Origin of the sequence: uncultured Maribacter sp., assembly GCF_947496775.1 — a bacterium.
In the GTDB taxonomy this organism is placed as follows: domain Bacteria; phylum Bacteroidota; class Bacteroidia; order Flavobacteriales; family Flavobacteriaceae; genus Maribacter_B.
The window spans coordinates 1,018,504-1,038,114 of the sequence record NZ_CANMDU010000001.1 but is presented as its reverse complement, the minus strand read 5'-3'; the positions used below and the strand labels follow the sequence as shown (position 1 = coordinate 1,038,114).

At 32.8% G+C, this 19,611-nt stretch carries 15 protein-coding genes; 5 read left to right on the top strand and 10 right to left on the bottom strand.

All coding sequences use genetic code 11. The features are described from left to right. Positions 1-43 precede the first annotated feature (43 nt). Complete coding sequence (locus Q0856_RS04460) at positions 44-1,828, bottom strand: chloride channel protein (protein ID WP_298474649.1); 1,785 nt, start codon at positions 1,826-1,828, stop codon at positions 44-46. Positions 1,829-1,887: 59 nt separating this feature from the next. Beyond that, positions 1,888-3,642, bottom strand: a complete 1,755-nt coding sequence (gene aspS, locus Q0856_RS04455) for an aspartate--tRNA ligase (RefSeq protein ID WP_298503001.1) — start codon at positions 3,640-3,642, stop codon at positions 1,888-1,890. A gap of 251 nt (positions 3,643-3,893) precedes the next feature. On the opposite strand from aspS, the gene Q0856_RS04450 reads away from it, so the two are divergent. Then, on the top strand, positions 3,894-4,244 hold the full coding sequence (locus Q0856_RS04450) for a nicotinic acid mononucleotide adenyltransferase (protein WP_298474645.1): 351 nt from the start codon (positions 3,894-3,896) through the stop codon (positions 4,242-4,244). Positions 4,245-4,373: 129 nt separating this feature from the next. Here Q0856_RS04450 and Q0856_RS04445 read toward each other — a convergent pair whose 3' ends face one another. The 6 genes from Q0856_RS04445 to Q0856_RS04420 form a co-directional block, all read right to left on the bottom strand. Beyond that, the gene (locus Q0856_RS04445; RefSeq protein WP_298474643.1) at positions 4,374-7,886 is read right to left on the bottom strand and encodes an efflux RND transporter permease subunit; all 3,513 of its coding nucleotides are present in this window, start codon (positions 7,884-7,886) and stop codon (positions 4,374-4,376) included. Positions 7,887-7,905: 19 nt separating this feature from the next. After that, positions 7,906-9,081, bottom strand: a complete 1,176-nt coding sequence (locus Q0856_RS04440) for an efflux RND transporter periplasmic adaptor subunit (protein ID WP_298502998.1) — start codon at positions 9,079-9,081, stop codon at positions 7,906-7,908. A 31-nt stretch (positions 9,082-9,112) separates the two neighbouring features. After that, on the bottom strand, positions 9,113-10,453 hold the full coding sequence (locus Q0856_RS04435; RefSeq protein ID WP_298474639.1) for a TolC family protein: 1,341 nt from the start codon (positions 10,451-10,453) through the stop codon (positions 9,113-9,115). Continuing rightward, positions 10,454-11,059 (bottom strand): TetR/AcrR family transcriptional regulator, encoded by a 606-nt coding sequence (locus tag Q0856_RS04430; protein WP_298474637.1) that lies wholly within the window; start codon positions 11,057-11,059, stop codon positions 10,454-10,456. A gap of 138 nt (positions 11,060-11,197) precedes the next feature. Then, positions 11,198-11,593 carry a hypothetical protein gene (locus Q0856_RS04425; protein ID WP_298502995.1) on the bottom strand — a complete coding sequence of 132 codons (396 nt, stop codon included), beginning with the start codon at positions 11,591-11,593 and terminating at the stop codon, positions 11,198-11,200. A gap of 4 nt (positions 11,594-11,597) precedes the next feature. Further along, complete coding sequence (locus Q0856_RS04420) at positions 11,598-12,143, bottom strand: RNA polymerase sigma factor (protein ID WP_298502993.1); 546 nt, start codon at positions 12,141-12,143, stop codon at positions 11,598-11,600. Between the two features lie 159 nt (positions 12,144-12,302). Between Q0856_RS04420 and Q0856_RS04415 the strand changes: the two genes are divergently transcribed. Continuing rightward, on the top strand, positions 12,303-13,277 hold the full coding sequence (locus Q0856_RS04415; protein WP_298502990.1) for a polyprenyl synthetase family protein: 975 nt from the start codon (positions 12,303-12,305) through the stop codon (positions 13,275-13,277). Here Q0856_RS04415 and Q0856_RS04410 read toward each other — a convergent pair. Together Q0856_RS04410 and Q0856_RS04405 are read right to left on the bottom strand one after the other, a co-directional pair. Further along, positions 13,274-14,374, bottom strand: a complete 1,101-nt coding sequence (locus tag Q0856_RS04410; protein WP_298502989.1) for a DUF2652 domain-containing protein — start codon at positions 14,372-14,374, stop codon at positions 13,274-13,276. The genes Q0856_RS04415 and Q0856_RS04410 overlap by 4 nt on opposite strands. A gap of 122 nt (positions 14,375-14,496) precedes the next feature. Continuing rightward, a complete protein-coding gene (locus Q0856_RS04405; RefSeq protein WP_298502986.1) occupies positions 14,497-16,785 on the bottom strand; it encodes a TonB-dependent receptor in 2,289 nt (762 codons plus the stop codon). Positions 16,786-16,878: 93 nt separating this feature from the next. Here Q0856_RS04405 and Q0856_RS04400 point away from each other — a divergent pair, with 93 nt between their 5' ends. The 3 genes from Q0856_RS04400 to Q0856_RS04390 all read left to right on the top strand — a co-directional run bounded on the left by Q0856_RS04400 (position 16,879) and on the right by Q0856_RS04390 (position 19,552). Then, on the top strand, positions 16,879-17,535 hold the full coding sequence (locus tag Q0856_RS04400; RefSeq protein WP_298502983.1) for a metal-dependent transcriptional regulator: 657 nt from the start codon (positions 16,879-16,881) through the stop codon (positions 17,533-17,535). A 3-nt stretch (positions 17,536-17,538) separates the two neighbouring features. Next, positions 17,539-18,360 carry a ZIP family metal transporter gene (locus Q0856_RS04395; RefSeq protein WP_298474622.1) on the top strand — a complete coding sequence of 274 codons (822 nt, stop codon included), beginning with the start codon at positions 17,539-17,541 and terminating at the stop codon, positions 18,358-18,360. A 172-nt stretch (positions 18,361-18,532) separates the two neighbouring features. Continuing rightward, a complete protein-coding gene (locus Q0856_RS04390) occupies positions 18,533-19,552 on the top strand; it encodes an endo alpha-1,4 polygalactosaminidase (RefSeq protein ID WP_298474620.1) in 1,020 nt (339 codons plus the stop codon). Positions 19,553-19,611 lie beyond the last annotated feature (59 nt).

Below are 19,611 nucleotides of genomic sequence, written 5' to 3'. Positions count from 1 at the left end.
CAACTAATAATAGTATTGTAAATATGAAGAGTATAGGGTTTCTTTATTTTGTAAAATGAATTAATTTTCTTCTATATGCGGTTAGCAATTTAGATTTGGAAACAAATCCTTTGTACTTACCATCTTTAATAACAGGTAAATTCCATGCTCCGCTATCTTGGAATTTTTGCATTACTTTTTGCATACTATCTTCTCCGTAAAAAATATACTCTGGCGCTCTATGCATAAAAGTTTCTACTTTGGTGGTTTTGTACATGGAGCGGTCGAACATAAATTCTCGAATATCATCTAATAAAACAATACCAACCATAGCTTCTTTATCGTCGAGTACAGGAAAAATATTTCTGGTAGATTTTGCAACAGATTTATGTAGCATATCTCCTAAAGTCATTTCTGGATGAACTACTTTAAAGTTGTCTTCAATTACTTCATCTAATTCCATTAAAGTTAATACTGTTTGATCTTTATTATGGGTTAATAAATTTCCTTTAGCGGCCAATTCTCTTGTATATATGGAATGGTCTATGGCATTTTTAGTAATTAAGTAGGATATAGAAGCGGTAATCATTAAAGGTACAAATAGCTCGTAACCACCTGTTATTTCGGCTATTAAGAATATGGCAGTTAAAGGAGCGTGTAATACACCAGCAATTAATCCTGCCATGCCAATTAAAGTAAAGTTGCTTTCAGATACAGAAAGTCCAAGACCAATATTATTAATTACTTTGGCAACAACATTGCCTAATGCACTGCCCATTACCATAGTAGGGATGAATATTCCGCCAGATCCCCCTGCAGCAAAGGTGGTGGTCATGGCAACTGCTTTAAAAATGGTAAGTCCAAAAAGTAGTGTAATAACAATCCAAATATTATGGTTATAGGCATCAAAAGGTGTTTTTCCAATTGCTTTTAAATGTTCGCCATCTAACAAATTGTTTATAAAACCAAAACCTTCTCCGTAAAGAGGGGGGATAAAATATAACATTATTCCAATAGCTATTCCACCAACTAAAAGTTTGTATTTAGGACTTTTTAATGGCTTAAATAGGCGAAATATGTGAAAGTACATTTTTGTAAAATAGATAGATGCAAAGGCTGTTCCAACCCCTAGAATTACATAAAATATAGTGTCTTTTATTTCAAAGTTATCTGTAAGTGAAAAGTTGAATAGAGATTCATTTCCTAAAAAGAAATAGGAGGTAAGAACACCAGAGATAGATGCGAGCAGAAGAGGTAGCATAGATAACATGGTAAAGTCTAAACTAAATACTTCTACTGCAAAAATTATGGCAGCAATAGGAGATTGAAAGATAGACGCTATGGCTCCTGCAGATGCGCAGGCTATTAGTAAGGAACGCGTTTTAGTATTAACATGTAAAAGACGACCTAAATTGGAGCTTATTGCGGCACCAGAAGCTACAGCGGGCCCAAGTAAACCTACAGAACCACCAAAGCCTACTGTAAGAGGAGCAATTATTAAAGGGGTGTATATTTTTTTTAGAGTTATAATACTTTTCTTCTTAGATAGGGCAAAAAGGATAGATGAAACTGCGTGCTCTACTTTTTCTTTGTAAACGTATTTTACATAAAGATATACGAGTGTAAGGCCAATAATAGGGAGTATAAAATAGAGTTGGTTACTAGAAATGGTAATACCAGTTTCTAATAAGGATTCTATAAAATAGGTGAAGTTCTTAAGAGTTACAGATGCTAAACCGGCCAAGAGCCCAACCAAAACACTTAGAATGTGTGTAAAATTCTTATCAGAGATATGTTTGTATCTCCATTTAAGAAGTTTGGTAAGAATTGTTTTTTGTTGGGTTGGCATGTATTTGTTTGCTTCTCTAAAAATATTAAAAAATCCCGCTAATTAGCAGGATTTTTATTTTATGATTTTATGTTTAATTTTAAACTGAGCTCTTTTAGTTGCTCATCATCAATGGCCGCGGGAGCATCTATCATAACATCTCGCCCACTATTGTTTTTCGGGAAAGCTATAAAATCTCGGATAGTTTCTTGTCCTCCAAGAATAGAAACTAATCTATCTAAGCCAAAAGCAATTCCACCATGTGGCGGAGCGCCATATTGAAAAGCATCCATTAAAAAGCCAAATTGTGCCTTAGCTTCTTCTTCAGAAAAACCTAAATGCTTAAACATGGTTGCTTGTGTTTCTTTATCATGTATACGAATAGAACCTCCGCCAATTTCGTTCCCATTAAGAACTAAATCATAGGCGTTTGCTTTTACGGCTCCCGGGTTTGTATCTAATAACTCTAACTGACCAGGTTTTGGAGAAGTAAATGGGTGGTGCATGGCATGGTAGTTTCCTGTTTCCTCATCTAGTTCTAATAAAGGGAAATCTATAACCCATAATGGCGCAAATTCATCTGGATTGCGTAAACCCAAACGTTCCGCCATTTCCATACGCAAAGCACTTAATTGTGTTCTTGTAGCAAGAGTATCTCCAGAAAGTACACATATTAAATCGCCAGCTTTTGCTCCAGTGGCTTTTGCCCAATTGGCTAAATCTTCCTGGTCATAAAATTTATCAACTGAAGATTTGTAAGTACCATCTTCATTGCATTTTACATATACCATTCCTTTAGCTCCAACTTGTGGTCGACGGACCCAATCAACAAGCTTGTCTATTTCTTTTCTTGTATAACTGGCAGCACCTGGTATTGCGATACCAACTACTAATTCTGCGGTATTAAAAACGTTAAATTCTTTATTTTGAGCTACAGCGTTTAATTCGCCAAATTCCATTCCAAAACGAATATCAGGTTTGTCGTTACCATATTTTGCCATGGCATCATCGAAAGTCATTCTTGGAAACGAAGTAATGTTTATACCCTTAATTTCTTTTAATAAATATTTGGTTAAACCTTCAAAAGTATTTAAAATGTCTTCTTGTTCTACGAAGGCCATTTCACAATCTATTTGTGTAAATTCTGGTTGGCGATCAGCACGTAAATCTTCATCTCTAAAGCATTTTACAATTTGAAAGTACTTGTCCATACCACCAACCATAAGCAATTGCTTAAATGTTTGTGGCGATTGCGGAAGTGCATAAAATTGCCCTTCGTTCATTCTACTAGGTACAACAAAATCGCGAGCGCCTTCAGGAGTTGACTTAATTAAATAAGGGGTTTCTACCTCTATAAATTCGGCCTCTGCAAGATATTTACGAACTTCCATAGCTACTTTACTTCGGAAGATAAGATTGCTTTTTACTGGATTCCTTCTAATATCCAAATAACGATATTTCATACGAATATCTTCTCCACCATCTGTTTCATCTTCAATAGTAAAAGGGGGGGTTACAGACTGGTTTAATACCTTAAGTTCTTGTACTAGAACCTCAATATTTCCTGTTGGTATGTTGGTATTTTTAGAAGCTCTTTCGATTACTGTTCCTTTAACTTGAATGACAAATTCTCTCCCTAAGCTTCTGGCTTGTTCTATTAATGCTTTTGATGTACGTTCTTCATCAAAAATGAGCTGCGTTATGCCATAGCGATCTCTTATATCTATCCAAACAACAAAGCCTTTATCTCTTGTTTTTTGTACCCAACCAGATAAAGTTATTTCTTTATTTATATGAGATTCTCTTAATTCTCCGCAACTATGACTCCTGTACATTTTACTTTTTATTTTGTATGCAAATTTAAGAAGTAAACCGAACTTACAAGATATTAAAACAACGGATTTTTATGAATTTAGACGGATTCAGGTAAAATGTTTAATTTTTTCAAGAGACTTATAATCAATGACTTAAATACTTAATGTTAATTTAATGTAAATTAATAGTTATGTAAATGTTGCTTAATCAGTAATTATTTTTATCTTTAATATACTATTATCAATTCAATTTTTGATTTAAATACATAATTATGAAAAGAGTAATCCTAATTTTAGCCCTTATAGCCTCTGTTGGCATGTACGCACAAGAAACAAACCCTACATATGAAGTAGAAGGAGAAATGGTAAAAGCAACGTATTATCATGAAAATGGTAAAATTGCACAGACAGGATTCTTTGTAAACGAAAAATTACAGGGAGAGTGGAAAATGTATAATGAGGAAGGAAGGAAAATTGCAATGGGGCAATATAATAATGGTGTAAAAACTGGAAAATGGTTTTTCTGGAAAGGAGAAAAGCTTAATGAAGTAGATTTTGATCAAAATAAAATAGCACATGTAATACAATGGAGCAATGCTGAGGCTGTTGTGTTGAATAAGTAAAGTTTATAATATCTGAGAATAGACTAGAAACGAAGTATAATACTATTTTATGCAATATAGAAAAACCCTGTAGTGATATCATTACAGGGTTTTTTGAACAATCTATTTTAAATTAATTGTAAGTAATACTTAAGAAAGAGTCTTTTCCGGAATCGCTTTTGTGTATTTAGCGGCTCTATTTTTATATAACCACATTTTAAATCTGGTTACCAAATAAAACAGAATAGGGACTACCACTAAGGTTAAAAAGGTAGCTACAAAAAGTCCATAAATAACGGTCCAAGCAAGTGGCCCCCAGAATACTACATTATCACCACCCATATAGATATGAGGGTCGAATTCGCTGAAAAGCGTAAAGAAGTTAATATTAAATCCTGTTGCTAAAGGAATTAAGCCTAAAATAGTAGTAATTGCTGTTAGTAACACGGGTCTTAAGCGTGCTTTACCTCCTTTAACTATGGCTTCTAAAAGTTCTTCTGTTTCAATGTATTTATCATCTTCTAAATCGTGTTCTACTTTTTTACGGTCAATTAATAACTGCGTATAATCTAATAGTACCACCCCGTTGTTTACTACAATACCGGCAAGAGAAATAATACCCATCATGGTCATCATAATAACAAAAGAACTTCCTGTGGCTACGATACCTCCAAAAACGCCAATCAAGCTTAAAAATATAGCCAGCATTATAATACCTGGTTTAGAAACAGAGTTGAACTGGAAAATTAATATAAAAAAGATTAAACCTAAACCAGTAAAGAATGCTCCCATTAAGAAATTCATCTGTTTGGTTTGCTCTTCTATTTGTCCAGTATAATCAATTTTTACAGTATCTGGTTTTTCTGTAAAACTCAACATTTCGTTTTGAATCTTAGAAACAATTGCTCCTGCATCTGTAAATCCTGGAGCAAGTGCAGAATAAAGAATTACAACACGTTTTACGTCTCGGTGCTTTATAGCACTAAAACCAGAATTGTTTTTATATTTAGTTACCGTAGAAACTGGTACTTCCTTTATCTGGCCAGAAGCCATGTCTCTGAATGTTATTTTTTGATTAAAAATAGCACTTGTGTTATATCTATTTTCTTTATTAAAACGAACATAGATATCATAATCTTCTCCGTCTTTTTTGTAGATACCTGCTTTTGCTCCAAAAATAGAGTTACGCAATTGTTGCCCAACTTGCCCAGAGTTAATGCCTAGTTCTCCTGCTTTTTTTCTATCCACGACAACCTGCATGGAAGGTTTAGATTTATTTACATCTATCTTTAATTCATCAATACCTTGAATGTTTTTGGAGTTAATGTAATCTCTCATTTTTTCAGCAGTAAGAATAAGTTCTGAGTAATCATCACCTTCTAGCTCTAAATTTATAGGGTATCCTGCTGGAGGCCCAGCGGCATCTTTTTCTACTGAAATAGCAACACCTGGATAGATGTTTTTTAAACCTAATTGTATTTTTTCAAGAAGTTCATTGCTATCTACGCCATCTCTATATTTATACTCTCGCATGGTAGCCGTAATTTTACCACGATGTGGCATTTCAGCAGCAGAGCCCCCATCGGTTTGAGGATTACCAGCTCCTTCTCCCACTTGTGAAACAGCGCTTTCTGTTAAGAAATTAAAACCGTCTTTTATATAAATGGGATCATTTATAATTTTATAAACACGTTCTTCTATATCTTTTGTTATGGCATTGGTTTTCTTTATATCTGTACCTTCTGGATACTCTATGTATACCATGATTTGGTTGGCAGTAGTATCTGGGAAGAATTCTACTTTAGTTCGTTGACTACCAACAGAGGCTCCAAATCCCATAAAAGCTATAATAAGTAGAACGAAAGTCCCAATAGTGATTATTATTGGCTTTCTACCATTTAAAGCAAAACGAAGTAGCTTTTCATATAAGCGTTCCCATTTTGGAAGAACTTTATTCTGAAATCCATTGGCCCAACTTCTTAGGAAGAGGCGGTAAACCCACAATAAAAGAACAGTAACAATCATTAATGTTCCTAACCCTCTATAACTTCCACCAACAAGGAATATAAGAATACCAATAACACCCATTATTGCAGAAATCCGTATTATTTGCTTTAAGGGCATGTCTTTATCTTCTGTTGTCATGAACTGGGACACCATTACGGAGTTAAAAAATATAGCCACAAAGAGCGAAGAACCTAAAACTACTGAAAGTGTTATGGGAAAGTATATCATAAATTGTCCCATAACTCCAGGCCATAATCCTAGTGGTATAAATGCTGCAACTGTGGTTGCAGTAGAAATTATAATAGGAAATGCTATTTCGCCAATTCCTTTTTTCGCCGCCTGAAGTCTACTTAGACCTTCTTCTTCCATTAAACGATATACATTTTCTACAACTACAATACCATTATCTACTAACATTCCTAGTCCCATAATAAGACCAAAAAGAATCATAGTATTCATAGTATACCCTAGCATGTCTAATATCATAAGAGACATAAACATGGACATTGGTATAGCAAAACCAACAAATAATGCATTTTTAAATCCTAAGAAGAACATTAATACGGTTACAACTAGTATTATACCAAAGATGATATTGTTTACTAAATCGTCCACTTGCCCAATAGTTTTAGAAGATTGGTCATTGGCAATAGTAACTTTTAAATCTGGAGGAAATACATTTTCTATGGCATCTGCTACAATAACTTGAATTTGTTCTGCAGCTGCAACCATATTTTCACCTGCTCTCTTTTTTACATCGAGCATTACAACTTCTTGCCCAAATTCTCTAGCGTACGTTGTTTTATCTTCATCTTTAAAAGTGATAACAGCAACATCTTTTAAGTAGATTGGATTATTGTTTTCCGTTTTTACTACAAAATTTTCTAATTCATTAGGGTTTTCAATTTCGCCAAGAATTCTAATAGTTCTTCTTTGACCACTAGTGATTAAATTACCAGCAGACATAGTCATGTTTTCTCTGCTAATGGTATTTATAATATCGTCAAAACTAACTTGAGCAGCCATCATTTTGTAAATATCAACAGCCACTTCTACCTCTTTTTCCTGAGCACCACGAATGTCTACTTGCTTAATTTCGGATAAGCTTTCTATTTCATCTTCCAAATATTCGCCATACTCTTTAAGTTTATCTACTGGGTAATCTCCAGAGATATTAATATTAAGAATAGCAATTTCTTCCGACATACTTAAATCGAAGATATTTGGCTCTACTTTAGCGCCATTAAAAGTTGGCCAATCCTCACTAGATGTTTCTGTGTCTACTTCGTCTTTTACTTTTTGTTTCGCAGCCTCAACAGAGATATTTTCATCAAATTCTACAATAACAATTGAATAATCTTCTTGAGAGGTCGATGTAATTTCAATTACATTACTAACCGTTTTTAGTTTGTCCTCAATAGGATCGGTTATTAATTTTTCTATATCTTCTGCAGTATTTCCAGGGTAAACAGAGCTAATATATATTTTAGTTTCCTTAATTTCCGGAAAATTTTCTCTCGCCATGCTAAAATAAGAGCCGGCTCCAAGAAAGAGTATCAATGCAATTAACACATACATAGTTGTTTGGTTGTTAATTGCCCAAGAAGATAAGGCAAATTCCTTATCTACTTTTTTCTTTTTTAAGTCTTTTGTCATTGCTTTTTAGTCTTTAGGATTAGTTGGCATCTACTACAAGGATTTTTACATCTTGCCCATCTTTTACACTACGAGCTCCTTCGTCAATGATTTCTTCATTATTTTCAAGACCAGATAAAACTTCAATATGATCGCCTTGCGTTCTCCCAGTTTCTATTATAACACGTTTAGCTTTGGCTTTGTTTTCAGATTTATCTGCAATAGTATATACATATTGTTGCCCTTCAGCATTTTCTGAGATAATACTTTGCGGTATTAATATTGCTACATTATTAGTGTAGTCATTTATTTTTAGTTTTGCTGTAAGGTTAGGCTTAATACTATTGTCTTTATTATTAATAGCAATTTCGGCCTTAAATGTTCTGTTTGCAGGATTAATAAAATTACCTGCTTGTCTAACTTTGGCATTCATAGTTTTTCCAAGAATAGGGAATACTACTTCTACATCTTTACCTTTAGTAACATCAGAAATATAACGTTCAGGAACATCCGTTTCAATGTACATGTCTTTTAAATTTACAATTCTAAAAAGTGAAGTTTGCCCAGGGGAAACAACACTTCCTTGGTCTGTAATAACATCATCAATAGTACCAGAAAAAGGAGCTCTAACTACAGTTTTTCCTACTTGTTGTTCCATTTGACTAACCGACTGTAATTGCGCTTCATAGGTAGATTTGGTTTGTAAATACTGTATTTCACTACCTATTTTCTGGTTCCATAAACGTTCCTGGCGATCAAAAGTAGTTTTAGCTAAATCTGTTTGAATTTTTAGTTGGGCAAGTTGTTGACTTAAACCACCATCATCTATTTTTGCTAATATTTGTCCTTTACTGACTCTTTGCCCTTCTTTTACATATACTTTAGTAAGTATACCAGAATGCTCAGGGTAGATTACCAAATTTTGTTTGGTATTAACACTACCTTGTAATTCTACAAAGTGAGTAAAAACACCTTCTTTTACGGTAAAAGTGGTTATCAAAGGAATTTTTTCTTGCGGATCTAACTCCTTGATTTTTGCTTCTAGTTGTTTTAATTGACCAGATAATTCGTTAACAGTTGCGTCTAGTTCTGTTTTCTTTTTTCTTATTGTCTCTAGATTATCTGTAGCTATAATATCTTCAACAGATTTCTTACTATCCCCTCCACAAGAGGCTAAAAGGAGTGTTACGACGAATAATGAATATATTTTTTTCATTGGATTTGATTTATTGGTTGATGTTTTTTGATTATGATTCAGCATTGAGAATGATTTCTAATTCGGTTTTCGTATTAATTACTTCTATCATAGACTGTAAATACTCTTGTTGTGTAGTGTATAATTGCGTTTGTGCTTGTCTAAGTTCAAAACTAGTAGCTAGCCCTTCAAAATATTTAATCTGATTCTTTTTTTCAATACGTTCTGCAAGACCTAAATTATCTTTTGCCGTTTGGTATTGATCAATAGCTAAAATATAATTGCTTTTAGCGTTTTCTAATTGCAGGCGTATTTGTTGTTCTGCTTCTTTTAATTGTGTTTTTGCTTTTTCTAAAGCAATTTTAGCACGTTGCGTACCAGCACTTCTTTTTAAAGAACTAAAGATAGGGATGTTTAAATCAAAGCCTAGAATAGAAGACTCAAACCATTGTTGATCGCTTTTGAAAAAATTAAAATCATCAGCAAAAGCGGAAGAGCCATAGTTAACAAAAGCATTTAATGTTGGTAGCGCTTTGCTTTTGGCAAGTTTATGCTCATAAAAGCGCTGTTCATTTAAATTTGTAGCGAGTTTATAATCTACATTATTTTCAATAGTAAGACCAGATTCCAATAAATCTAATTTAATTTGTTTTTGGGTTAACTGATCTAAGTTGTCTTCTAGTTTTGTGGGTGCATCAATGGCTATTCCCATTACTAAGTTTAGCATTTGTAATGTAATACCTTTTAATCGGATTGCATTTTTTAATTGATGATCTATAGATGAGAGTGTAATTTGTAATTGTTCCACACTTTCTTCATCTCCTAATCCATTTTCGAAAATTTTAGTAGTTTCCTCTAGATTTTTTTCAAGAGTGGCTTTGTTTTTTTCAAAAATAGCAACACTCTCCTTAGCCAAGAGAACATTTCCGTAGGCTTCGGTTACAGCTTTTCTAACTTCTAACTGCGTTTTTTCTTTGTTGTTAGCGCTGTAGCTTAAAAATACTTTTGCTGCCTGTACTCCTACAATATAAGAACCATCGAAAATTTGTTGGGTTAGGGTAGCAGTAGCAGAAGCGGATTGAGGTTGCCCAAAGACAATAGGAACAAAAGTTCCCGGTTCTCCACCTGCAAATTCTCCAGGTATTAAAGAAATAGGTTGTTTTAATTGGTTTTGATAGCTAATGGCTCCATTAATTTGTGGTAACCCACTAGCAATAGTCTCCCACTTTTGTTTTTGAGCATCTATGATGTCTCTTTCTGCATTAATTGCACTGTAGTTGTTTTCTAGTGCAAAAGAAATGGCTTCGTCCAAAGTAAAACTGCTTGTTTTATCTTGGGAATAACCTATAGATATATAGGCTAATGTTAGTAATACTAATAGTTTAGTTCGCATTTAATCTTGATTTGAATTGATGATCTTGTTTAAAATTTTACGACCTTTTGGTGTTACAATACCTCTTAAATGGTATTCTAAGTATTCATCCATAAGAGTTTTAACAGGAAATAGGTCTAAAGGAAAAAGTTCTTGGTCTTTTATGGTAGTTACACCAGAAAAATATATTCTTGAAACAAATTGGATATTTAAGTTCTCTCTGTATATCCCAAGCTCTATTCCTCTTTTAATATTAATAACTACACAATCTTGCATAACTTCGAAATGTTTTTTCTTAAGAGAGTTATGTATTTTTGGGTAGTATTTTTGTAGTTGATATTGTGGAGAAGATTTTTCATCCTTTAAATGAAGTAAAACAAATTTTTTAATTTCATAAAGTTCTTCAATTGGGTCCTTTTCAAAAGAACAAATGGTATCTATTCCTTCCGAAATAGAATAGAACATATCTAATGTGGTTTCTTCAATCAACTGTGTTTTATTCTTAAAATGAGAATAAATAGTCTTTTTAGAAATGGCCATTTCATTCGCTAAATCGTCCATGGTAACACTTTTAAAACCAAGTGTTAAGAACATTTCAGTAGCCTTTTTTAATATATTTTCTTTCATAATTGGAAGCAAATATAGCTCAAGGAAACTTTAAAAACATTAAAAGTTTCCAAAGTTTTGCTTTTTTTTAACATTAGTCTTTATTTCCGTGATATGGTTTAATATTGCGGTGCTTGTGTTAAAAAGAGAAATAAAACATTATTCTTTCTCCTCAGAAGTTCTATTAATAAAGGAATTATAGGCATTTTCTCCTTCTTCTTTCCAGAATTGATCATACTGCTTCCATTTAGAAAAATCCCTGCATTCGTTTTCGTTTTTATTGGCAAATGATTTTTCCTTTTTCTTTTTTTTACTGGAACTGTCCCCACCAAAACTTCCAAATAATACTTTTGCTAGAACAAATAGACCAATAGCTTGCCAATACCCTATGGTTGTTAAACCAAATAATTCGGGCATAAGCCAATTCCATAGCCACATGATTCCGAAACCAAGGAGGAGTACAAGGGCAATTGCTGCGATGATACCAAATAATACCCAGCCTATTATTGTTCCAATGTTTTTACTTCTAATTTTATGTTTAATGTATTGTTCCATAATTTTATATTAAATGTGTTGTACGTTTTTTATGTGTTAATTTTTTTGCCAATATGGACAAGGCTCTGTGTCTTCTGGACATTAGAGTGCCTTCCGGAATTCCGGTCTCGTATGAAATTTCTTTATAACTATACCCTTCAAAATCTATAGCGATAATTATACTTTGATAATTAGGCTTTAGTTCTCGAATTGCTTTTTTTAATTCTATTTTTATATTGTCAGAATATATTTCACTAGAATTCTCATGAATTAATTCGGAGAGTTCTACTAGTTTTAATTCTGTTTTTTCTTCAAAAGAAAGGTTGTTTTTTTTGGTTCGTAGGGTATCTATTATTTTATTTTTTATAGCATTGTAAACAAAGCCAGTAACATTAGTGATCGGAGATGCATTTTTAGATCTCGAAAATATTTTTAGAGCAACTTCTTGTATTATGTCTTCTGCATCTCTATCTGCTGTATTTTTAATTTTAGAGTGTACATAGGCCTTTAGCGAAGGATATTCGCTACTAAAAAATGATTTTAGTGTTTTGTCGTTATTCGTATTGGGCATTGTATATTTTTGGTTTAATAACCAGTATGCAATTATAAAGACGAGGTTTTTTAAAACTATTGCATTTTTTTTAATTTTTAGTACTTTTTTTAAAGTACCATAAATTTGTTTAAGGGTCATTTGATAAAATGGATGTATTTTTGAAAAAAAATTGCAAGTATGCATTCTGTAGATTATTTCCGCACTCATTTTGTTTCTTATTTAGAAGAAAAGGTACTTACGAAAGAGCCTAAAAATCTTTATGAGCCTATTACATATATTTTAGGACTTGGAGGAAAGCGCTTAAGGCCAGTTTTAACACTTATGACTGCTGAAATTTTTAATGCTGAATATACCAAAGCTTTGGATGCCGCATTGGCCATTGAGGTTTTTCATAACTTCTCTTTGGTGCATGATGATATTATGGACGATGCTCCTTTACGAAGAGGGATGACTTCTGTACATGAAAAATGGAATATAAATACAGGTATACTTTCAGGGGATGCCATGCTTATAAATGCGTATCAGCTTTTTGAAAATTACGAAAGTGAAACTTTTAGATCTTTGGCGCAATTGTTTACTAAAACGGCTATTGAGGTTTGTGAAGGCCAACAGTACGATATGGATTTTGAAACCAGAGATGATGTTACTATCCCAGAGTACTTAAAAATGATAGATTATAAAACAGCTGTTTTGGTTGGGGCTGCTATGAAAATGGGAGGTATTATAGCTAAGGCATCGGAAGATGATCAAAATAGAATTTATGATTTTGGGAGGAATCTTGGTATTGCTTTTCAATTACAAGATGATTATTTAGATGCTTTTGGCGATCCAGAAACTTTTGGAAAACAAGTGGGAGGGGATATTATAGAAAACAAAAAAACATACTTATATCTAAAGGCATTAGAATTGGGGACAAAATCGCAAGTAAGAGAGTTAACAGATTTATATTCTATACAACCTAATGATGTTAGTCATAAAATAGATACTGTAAAAGAAGTGTTTTTAGATACAGGAGCTGTTTTAGATGCTAAAGAAGCAATATTGAACTATACACGAAGAGCATTTAAAGTTCTTGAAGAGCTAAATATTACTTCTGAAAACAAAAATGTTCTTAAAGAATTTGGCGAGAGCTTAATGCAAAGAGAAGTTTAAGTTGTTCTAGTATTATTTTGATGAAATTTAGTGGCCTCTTTAGCCAGACTTTCCATGTTTTTAGAGAGATTTTTACTGAAGATTTTTTTAATAACTAATGTGGTTATTATTTTCTTTAAGATGAATTTTGAATTCAGGTATGTTTCAAGATATAATTGACTCGTTGTTTTATTTATAGGAGTAATAGTATAAAATTGATAAAAAGAATCTATAACAGGAGCACTAGTAGAGTATTCTCCGTAAATATATTGTCCTTTTTTTACTTCTTTTATTACGGTAACAAAATCTAAGTGTTTTTCATTAATAACACACATATGTTCTGAGCCTAGCCTATTAACTTCATTGTGATTGTATTCTATTTTATCTACACCTTTAGCCCAGGTATGTCTATATTTAAAATTAGAAATAAACTCAAATAATATCTCTGCCGGAACGGGAATATTTATAGTACTTACCAATTCAGGAGAGTTTGGTAAATCTACTTTTTTAGGAGAAGAAAAAGGTTTTAGAGATAACTTTTCTTGGTTAATAATTGCGTATATGTATTCCGTTTCTACCTCATCATAGGTATCCAATCCTTGCCTAAATTTAAACAATTTACTATAATAATATATGGGCAATCCAATTTCAGAAGCTAACTTTTTACTTATCAAAGTATAATTATCGCTATCTACAGAATTTTTCAGCATTCTATGTGCTTCAATTACTTCTTTACCAAAAGGTTTTCTATTTCCTTGCACTTCAATAAATTGCAACTCTCCACAATGTGCAATGATTTTTAATTGTAAATTGGGAGCAGTAGCACAAGCATTACAAGGGCAAATTCTATTTTTTTCTAATAACTTTAAATGACTGTAAAAAGCAGTAAACATAGATTCTATTTGTGCCAGTAGTCTTTCTTGAGACGGTACAATCCCTTCTTTATAAAAAAATAAAGCATCACCCTCTACTTCTGCTAATTCTAAACTTTCTGTGTTAGATTCTATTAGCACCTCTAACAATTCCGCAATTACATGTTGGCTATGCTCCGCTTCTGTGGTTTGGATAAATTTTGTAAATCCAGATATATCCGGAATAAAAAGTAGAGAGTTACTCATAAAGTAAATAGTATAGCTAAAGTTACATATTATGTATTTAAGTCGTTTCGCTATAATGCAACTTACTCGATAATTGAGATTTGAAAGTTGTAATGCTTGCCTCTAGGTATTTTACTAAAGTATTAGTCTAAACGATAACGAACCCCCAAAAATCCTCTAATACCTTGGTTGGGTCCATACACGTATGTTGGATCAAAAGTTAGGGCATTGGGGTTGTTGGGCGTAGAAATAGCATCTCCATTAGAATTAAAAGTAACTTCTTTATCAAAAGGGTCATTTGCTCTTGCAATAATAAATGGATTTCCACGATTAGGAGTCCAATCTAACAAGTTCTTTATTCCAGCATATAACTCTATGTTTTTTATTCCTTTATAAGTAAACTGTATGTTTTGTATACTCCAAACAGGGGAGTATTCGCTTCTAGGGTCTAACTCTCCAAGTAGAGGTAACCGCATTGGTCCGTAAAGATTTCCTGTGTAATCTATGGTTAATTTCCATGGAGCAATAGTATACGAAGCTCCCCATGTTCCAGAGTAACTCTCTGTTAGTATTTGTCTTTCCGTAATTCCATTCTCCGTATTACTAACATTCATAAGAGTAGCTCCTAAAAGTACTTTTAAATGGTTAGGGAAAACAATGTCTAGATTGGCACTTACTCCTTTCGATACAGATTTTCCATTTAAATTATCATAAATAATTTGATTAGGATTGGTGTCGTAATCAGGTAAAATTACATTTTTAAAATGGGTGTAGAATAATGACGCATCTAGACTAGCAAAAGTTCCATTATCAAAGTAAAATTTTTGCAAGTAATTAAGATTTGTGTTATAGGATTGTTCCGGTTTTAATTCATTAGCAATAATTACTTCTCTTGCTCCAGTTAAAGAGGCATGTTCTTCCGTAAATAAGTTAACTACTCTAAATCCGGTTCCCGCATTTAATCTTAAAATACCATTGGTGGTAATTTTCCATTTATAAGCCATTCTTGGGGTAAAAATAGAACCGTGCCTTTTGTCGTAATCATACCTTGCTCCTAATAGCAGAGAGTGTTCTTTGTTTATTTTTATTTCGTCTTGAATAAATAAACTAGGGATAACAATTTCATCAGGATTATTGCCATTATTTGTTTCCGTTGCACTAGTATTATCGTCATAATAATTATACCGTAAAGAGATACCAAAAAGTAAATCGTGTTTATTTATAGGTTTATCCCACGTAAGCTGAGTAAACCCAATACGTTGGTCTGCTAAATATGGTGTATCTCCGTAAAAAGAATCTTGATGATGATCGTTATAAGAAAAGGAGAATAATACTTTTTCTTTTATTGGGAGTTGGTATTTTCCTAAAACCTCCCATCGTTTTGTTTTTATACTTTCACCGTAAATGTCCGTTCCTCCTCTATATTTTGGCGTCCATTGCATTTCTCCTCCCCAACGATTTTCATTAAAATAACGACCCGCTAAAGATAAGATGCGATTCTCTTTTCTTTTAAAATTCCATTTTTGAAAAACAGAGATACGTTCCTGTAAAGTAAGATCTGTAAAATTATCGTTGTTATTGTCTATAGGGTTATCGTAGTTAAAATAATTTACCCCTAAAAGAGCATCTGTTTTTTTTCCGACCTTTAGTTTAGTGCCAATATCTAAATTATATTCTCCCCAGCCTGTAGCAAAACCATCTGCAAAAAATATTGGAGCGTCTTCCGTACGTTTTGTAATAATATTTATTAAACCGCCAACGGCTTCACTTCCATATAGGCTAGATGCAGGGCCCTTTACTATTTCAAATTGTTCTATAAGAGAATTTGGTATTCCAGAAAGGCCGTAGACAGTTCCTAGACCACTTACAATTGGCATACCATCAATTAAAACTAATGTATAAGGGCCTTCTAAACCGTTAATATGTATATCTCCAGTGTTACATACATTGCAATTTATTTGTGGACGAACACCGTTAACGTTTTGTAGTGCTTCGAAAATACTTGCAGTTGGGTTCTTTTTTAAAAAAGTAGGGCTGTAAACTTCAACAGGTACGGGGCTATCTAATCTGTTAACCGCTTTTAATGTACCTGTCACAACAGTCTCATCTAATTGTTCAGAAGAGAATTTTAGTTGTATAGATATTGTTTTAGTTTCCTTTTTTTTAATTACTATCTTTCTAGAATAGGGCAGATAGCCCAGAACAGATACGGATAAAGTATAGTTTCCGGGGGTAAGATTTTTTATGGTAAAATTCCCATTTTCATCACTAGCAGTACCTTTTAAAGTGCCTTTTAAAATTACGTTGGCAAAGGCTACCGGATTGTTATTTTCGGTTACAGTACCATTTAATTGCGATTCTTGAGCACTTAAGATTATACAACCACATATAACTAGAATAAATGTAAGGAATGAGTTAAGAATAGGGTTCATTAATATTTTTTACTTGTAAAAATTAAAATTTAGGCAAAGCTAAAAATTTGTTTTTATTAATAAAAATGTATTTTTGTTTTAAATGAAAATTTAATGACACTTTCAGAAGAAGATTATATTAAAATCATATACCACCTGGGTAAAGGGGATTTGGGTAGTGTTTCAACAAACTCCATTGCCGAGAGAATGGAGACTAAACCATCTTCGGTTACGGATATGATTAAGAAATTGTCTGAAAAAGGTCTTGTGAATTATAAAAAGTATCAAGGTGTAACCCTCTCCGAGTATGGTCTAAAGACGGCTTTGTCTATCGTAAGAAAACATAGATTGTGGGAAGTGTTTTTGGTAGAAAAATTGGAATTTTCTTGGGATGAGGTTCATGAAGTTGCGGAACAACTGGAGCATATAAAGAGTGAGAAGCTCGTAGATATGCTAGATAAGCATTTGGGATTTCCGCAAATAGATCCACATGGAGACCCTATTCCTTCTAAAGATGGCGAATTTAAAAAATCTATAAAAAGACTGTTGAATGAAGTTCCTATTGGAAAAGAAGGTATATGTGTAGGGGTAAAAGATTCTTCACCACCCTTTTTAAAATTTTTAGACAAAAACAAAATTGCTTTGGGCGATTCTATATCTGTTATTGATAAAGAAGAGTTCGATGGCTCTTTACATATAAAAATCAGAGAGGTTGATATTCATATATCTGACCAAATAGCATCTAATTTATATTTAAGAATAATTGAATAAGAAATGGAACAAGTAGTAGCATATTTAGAATCTATAGACCCAATTTTAGCAGCTTTTTATGCAACAGTATTTACATGGGCATTAACCGCAGCAGGAGCGGCTTTAGTTTTTTTGTTTAAAACTTTAAATAGAGCAGTTTTAGACGGAATGCTTGGTTTTACTGGAGGAGTAATGGTAGCAGCTAGTTTTTGGAGTCTTTTAGCGCCAGGAATAGAAATGAGCCCTGGAGAAGGTTTTGTAAAGGTAATACCAGCCGCAGTAGGTTTTTTATTAGGTGCTTTATTTCTTTTTGGATTAGATAAAGTACTACCGCATTTACATATTAATTTTAAGGAAAGTGAAAAAGAAGGTATAAAAACACCATGGCATAGGTCTATTCTGCTAACATTGGCTATTACTTTACATAACATACCTGAAGGGTTAGCTGTAGGGGTTTTATTTGGAGGTGTTGCGGCTGGTTTTGACGGAGCCTCCATTGGTGGGGCTGTGGCTTTAGCATTAGGTATAGGACTTCAAAATTTTCCAGAAGGTTTTGCCGTAGCAATGCCTTTAAGAAGACAAGGGTTAAGTAGAACGAAGAGTTTTATGTTTGGTCAGGCGTCTGCATTAGTAGAGCCGATTGCAGCAGTTATTGGTGCTTGGGCAGTACTTACTTTTCAGCCTATTCTACCATATGCACTTTCTTTTGCCGCAGGTGCCATGATATTTGTTGTGGTAGAAGAAGTAATTCCTGAAACCCAACAAGATAAGCATACCGATATAGCAGTAATGGGATTTATTGGGGGGTTTATTGTTATGATGACTTTAGATGTTGGGTTAGGTTAAAAAACTAATATGTACATATAACTATTAAGTAGTATGGTATATAATAGATTTTTTTTCCACTTATGTTTTAACAAGATTAAGAAATGCTTTTGAGATTTTTGTATTTTAATTCTAAATAAGTCAATTATAAATAAGCATTATATTTGTCCGAGGTATATTAACTATGAATAAGATGAGTTTTATAAAATTATTTTTGTTTTTATTTTTTTTGAATACAGGCTGTGAGAATACGAATGATATAAATACAACTGAAATAGAACAAAAAAAGAATTCAATATTTGGGAATAGAGATTTTAAAGAGGATATGCGTTCTTTTGTTATCGGTTTAAGCGAGCATGCTAAGGGAATAAATCCAGAATTTGCTATTATACCCCAAAATGGAATAGAATTGGTTACCAAAACAGGTACGGCAGATGGGGCTCCAAGTAAAAAATATTTGGAAGCAATCGACGGTAACGGACAAGAAAATTTGTTCTATGGTTATAAAAGAGATAACGTTGCCACAAAAGAAGAGATCACAGATTATAATATAAATTTGTTGAAGGTTTCTCAAAATGCAGGTAATTCTATTTTTGTTATTGATTATTGTTCTTCGAAAGATAAAATTGAGGATGCGTATCAAAAAAATTATGATTTAGGCTTTATTCCTTTTGTTGCTACAAAAAGAGATTTAACATTAATACCCCCTGTACCACATACAACAAATAAATTAAGTAACAAGAGTATTGCATCTTTAGAAGATGCGGATAATTTTTTGTTTATTCTTAATTATGAAGATTACGACACTAAAAATGAGCTTATAAGCGAAATAGATAATTCTAATTATGATGTGGTTTTTTTAGATATGTTTTTCAACGATGGAACACCATTTTCAAAACTTTCAATAGAAGAATTAAAAACTAAACCTGATGGAGGGAGGAGACAAGTTATTTGCTATATGTCTATTGGAGAAGCAGAAGATTATAGGTATTATTGGGATACGAGTTGGAAGAAAAATAAACCAATTTGGCTAGATAAAGAAAACAAAAACTGGAAAGGAAACTTTAAAGTTCGCTATTGGGAAAAAGAATGGCAGAATGTTATTTTTGGAAATGATGAAGCTTATTTAGACAAAATTCTTTCTACAGGTTTTGATGGTGTATATTTAGATATTATAGATGCCTTTGAGTATTTTGAAAATTATGATGAATAATTGTCTTTTATCGATGAAGGTAATATATCTATCATTTTATAGATTAATTCCATTGCTTT

Excerpts from the sequence above, each read along its gene's own strand:
- Q0856_RS04425 (WP_298502995.1), bottom strand. The coding sequence starts at position 11,593 with ATGGAACAATACATTAAACATAAAATTAGAAGTAAAAACATTGGAACA.
- Q0856_RS04390 (WP_298474620.1), top strand. The coding sequence starts at position 18,533 with ATGAGTTTTATAAAATTATTTTTGTTTTTATTTTTTTTGAATACAGGC.
- Q0856_RS04420 (WP_298502993.1), bottom strand. The coding sequence starts at position 12,143 with ATGCCCAATACGAATAACGACAAAACACTAAAATCATTTTTTAGTAGC.
- Q0856_RS04415 (WP_298502990.1), top strand. The coding sequence starts at position 12,303 with ATGCATTCTGTAGATTATTTCCGCACTCATTTTGTTTCTTATTTAGAA.
- Q0856_RS04410 (WP_298502989.1), bottom strand. The coding sequence starts at position 14,374 with ATGAGTAACTCTCTACTTTTTATTCCGGATATATCTGGATTTACAAAA.
- Q0856_RS04430 (WP_298474637.1), bottom strand. The coding sequence starts at position 11,059 with ATGAAAGAAAATATATTAAAAAAGGCTACTGAAATGTTCTTAACACTT.
- Q0856_RS04395 (WP_298474622.1), top strand. The coding sequence starts at position 17,539 with ATGGAACAAGTAGTAGCATATTTAGAATCTATAGACCCAATTTTAGCA.
- Q0856_RS04435 (WP_298474639.1), bottom strand. The coding sequence starts at position 10,453 with ATGCGAACTAAACTATTAGTATTACTAACATTAGCCTATATATCTATA.
- Q0856_RS04440 (WP_298502998.1), bottom strand. The coding sequence starts at position 9,081 with ATGAAAAAAATATATTCATTATTCGTCGTAACACTCCTTTTAGCCTCT.
- aspS (WP_298503001.1), bottom strand. The coding sequence starts at position 3,642 with ATGTACAGGAGTCATAGTTGCGGAGAATTAAGAGAATCTCATATAAAT.
- Q0856_RS04450 (WP_298474645.1), top strand. The coding sequence starts at position 3,894 with ATGAAAAGAGTAATCCTAATTTTAGCCCTTATAGCCTCTGTTGGCATG.
- Q0856_RS04405 (WP_298502986.1), bottom strand. The coding sequence starts at position 16,785 with ATGAACCCTATTCTTAACTCATTCCTTACATTTATTCTAGTTATATGT.
- Q0856_RS04445 (WP_298474643.1), bottom strand. The coding sequence starts at position 7,886 with ATGACAAAAGACTTAAAAAAGAAAAAAGTAGATAAGGAATTTGCCTTA.
- Q0856_RS04400 (WP_298502983.1), top strand. The coding sequence starts at position 16,879 with ATGACACTTTCAGAAGAAGATTATATTAAAATCATATACCACCTGGGT.
- Q0856_RS04460 (WP_298474649.1), bottom strand. The coding sequence starts at position 1,828 with ATGCCAACCCAACAAAAAACAATTCTTACCAAACTTCTTAAATGGAGA.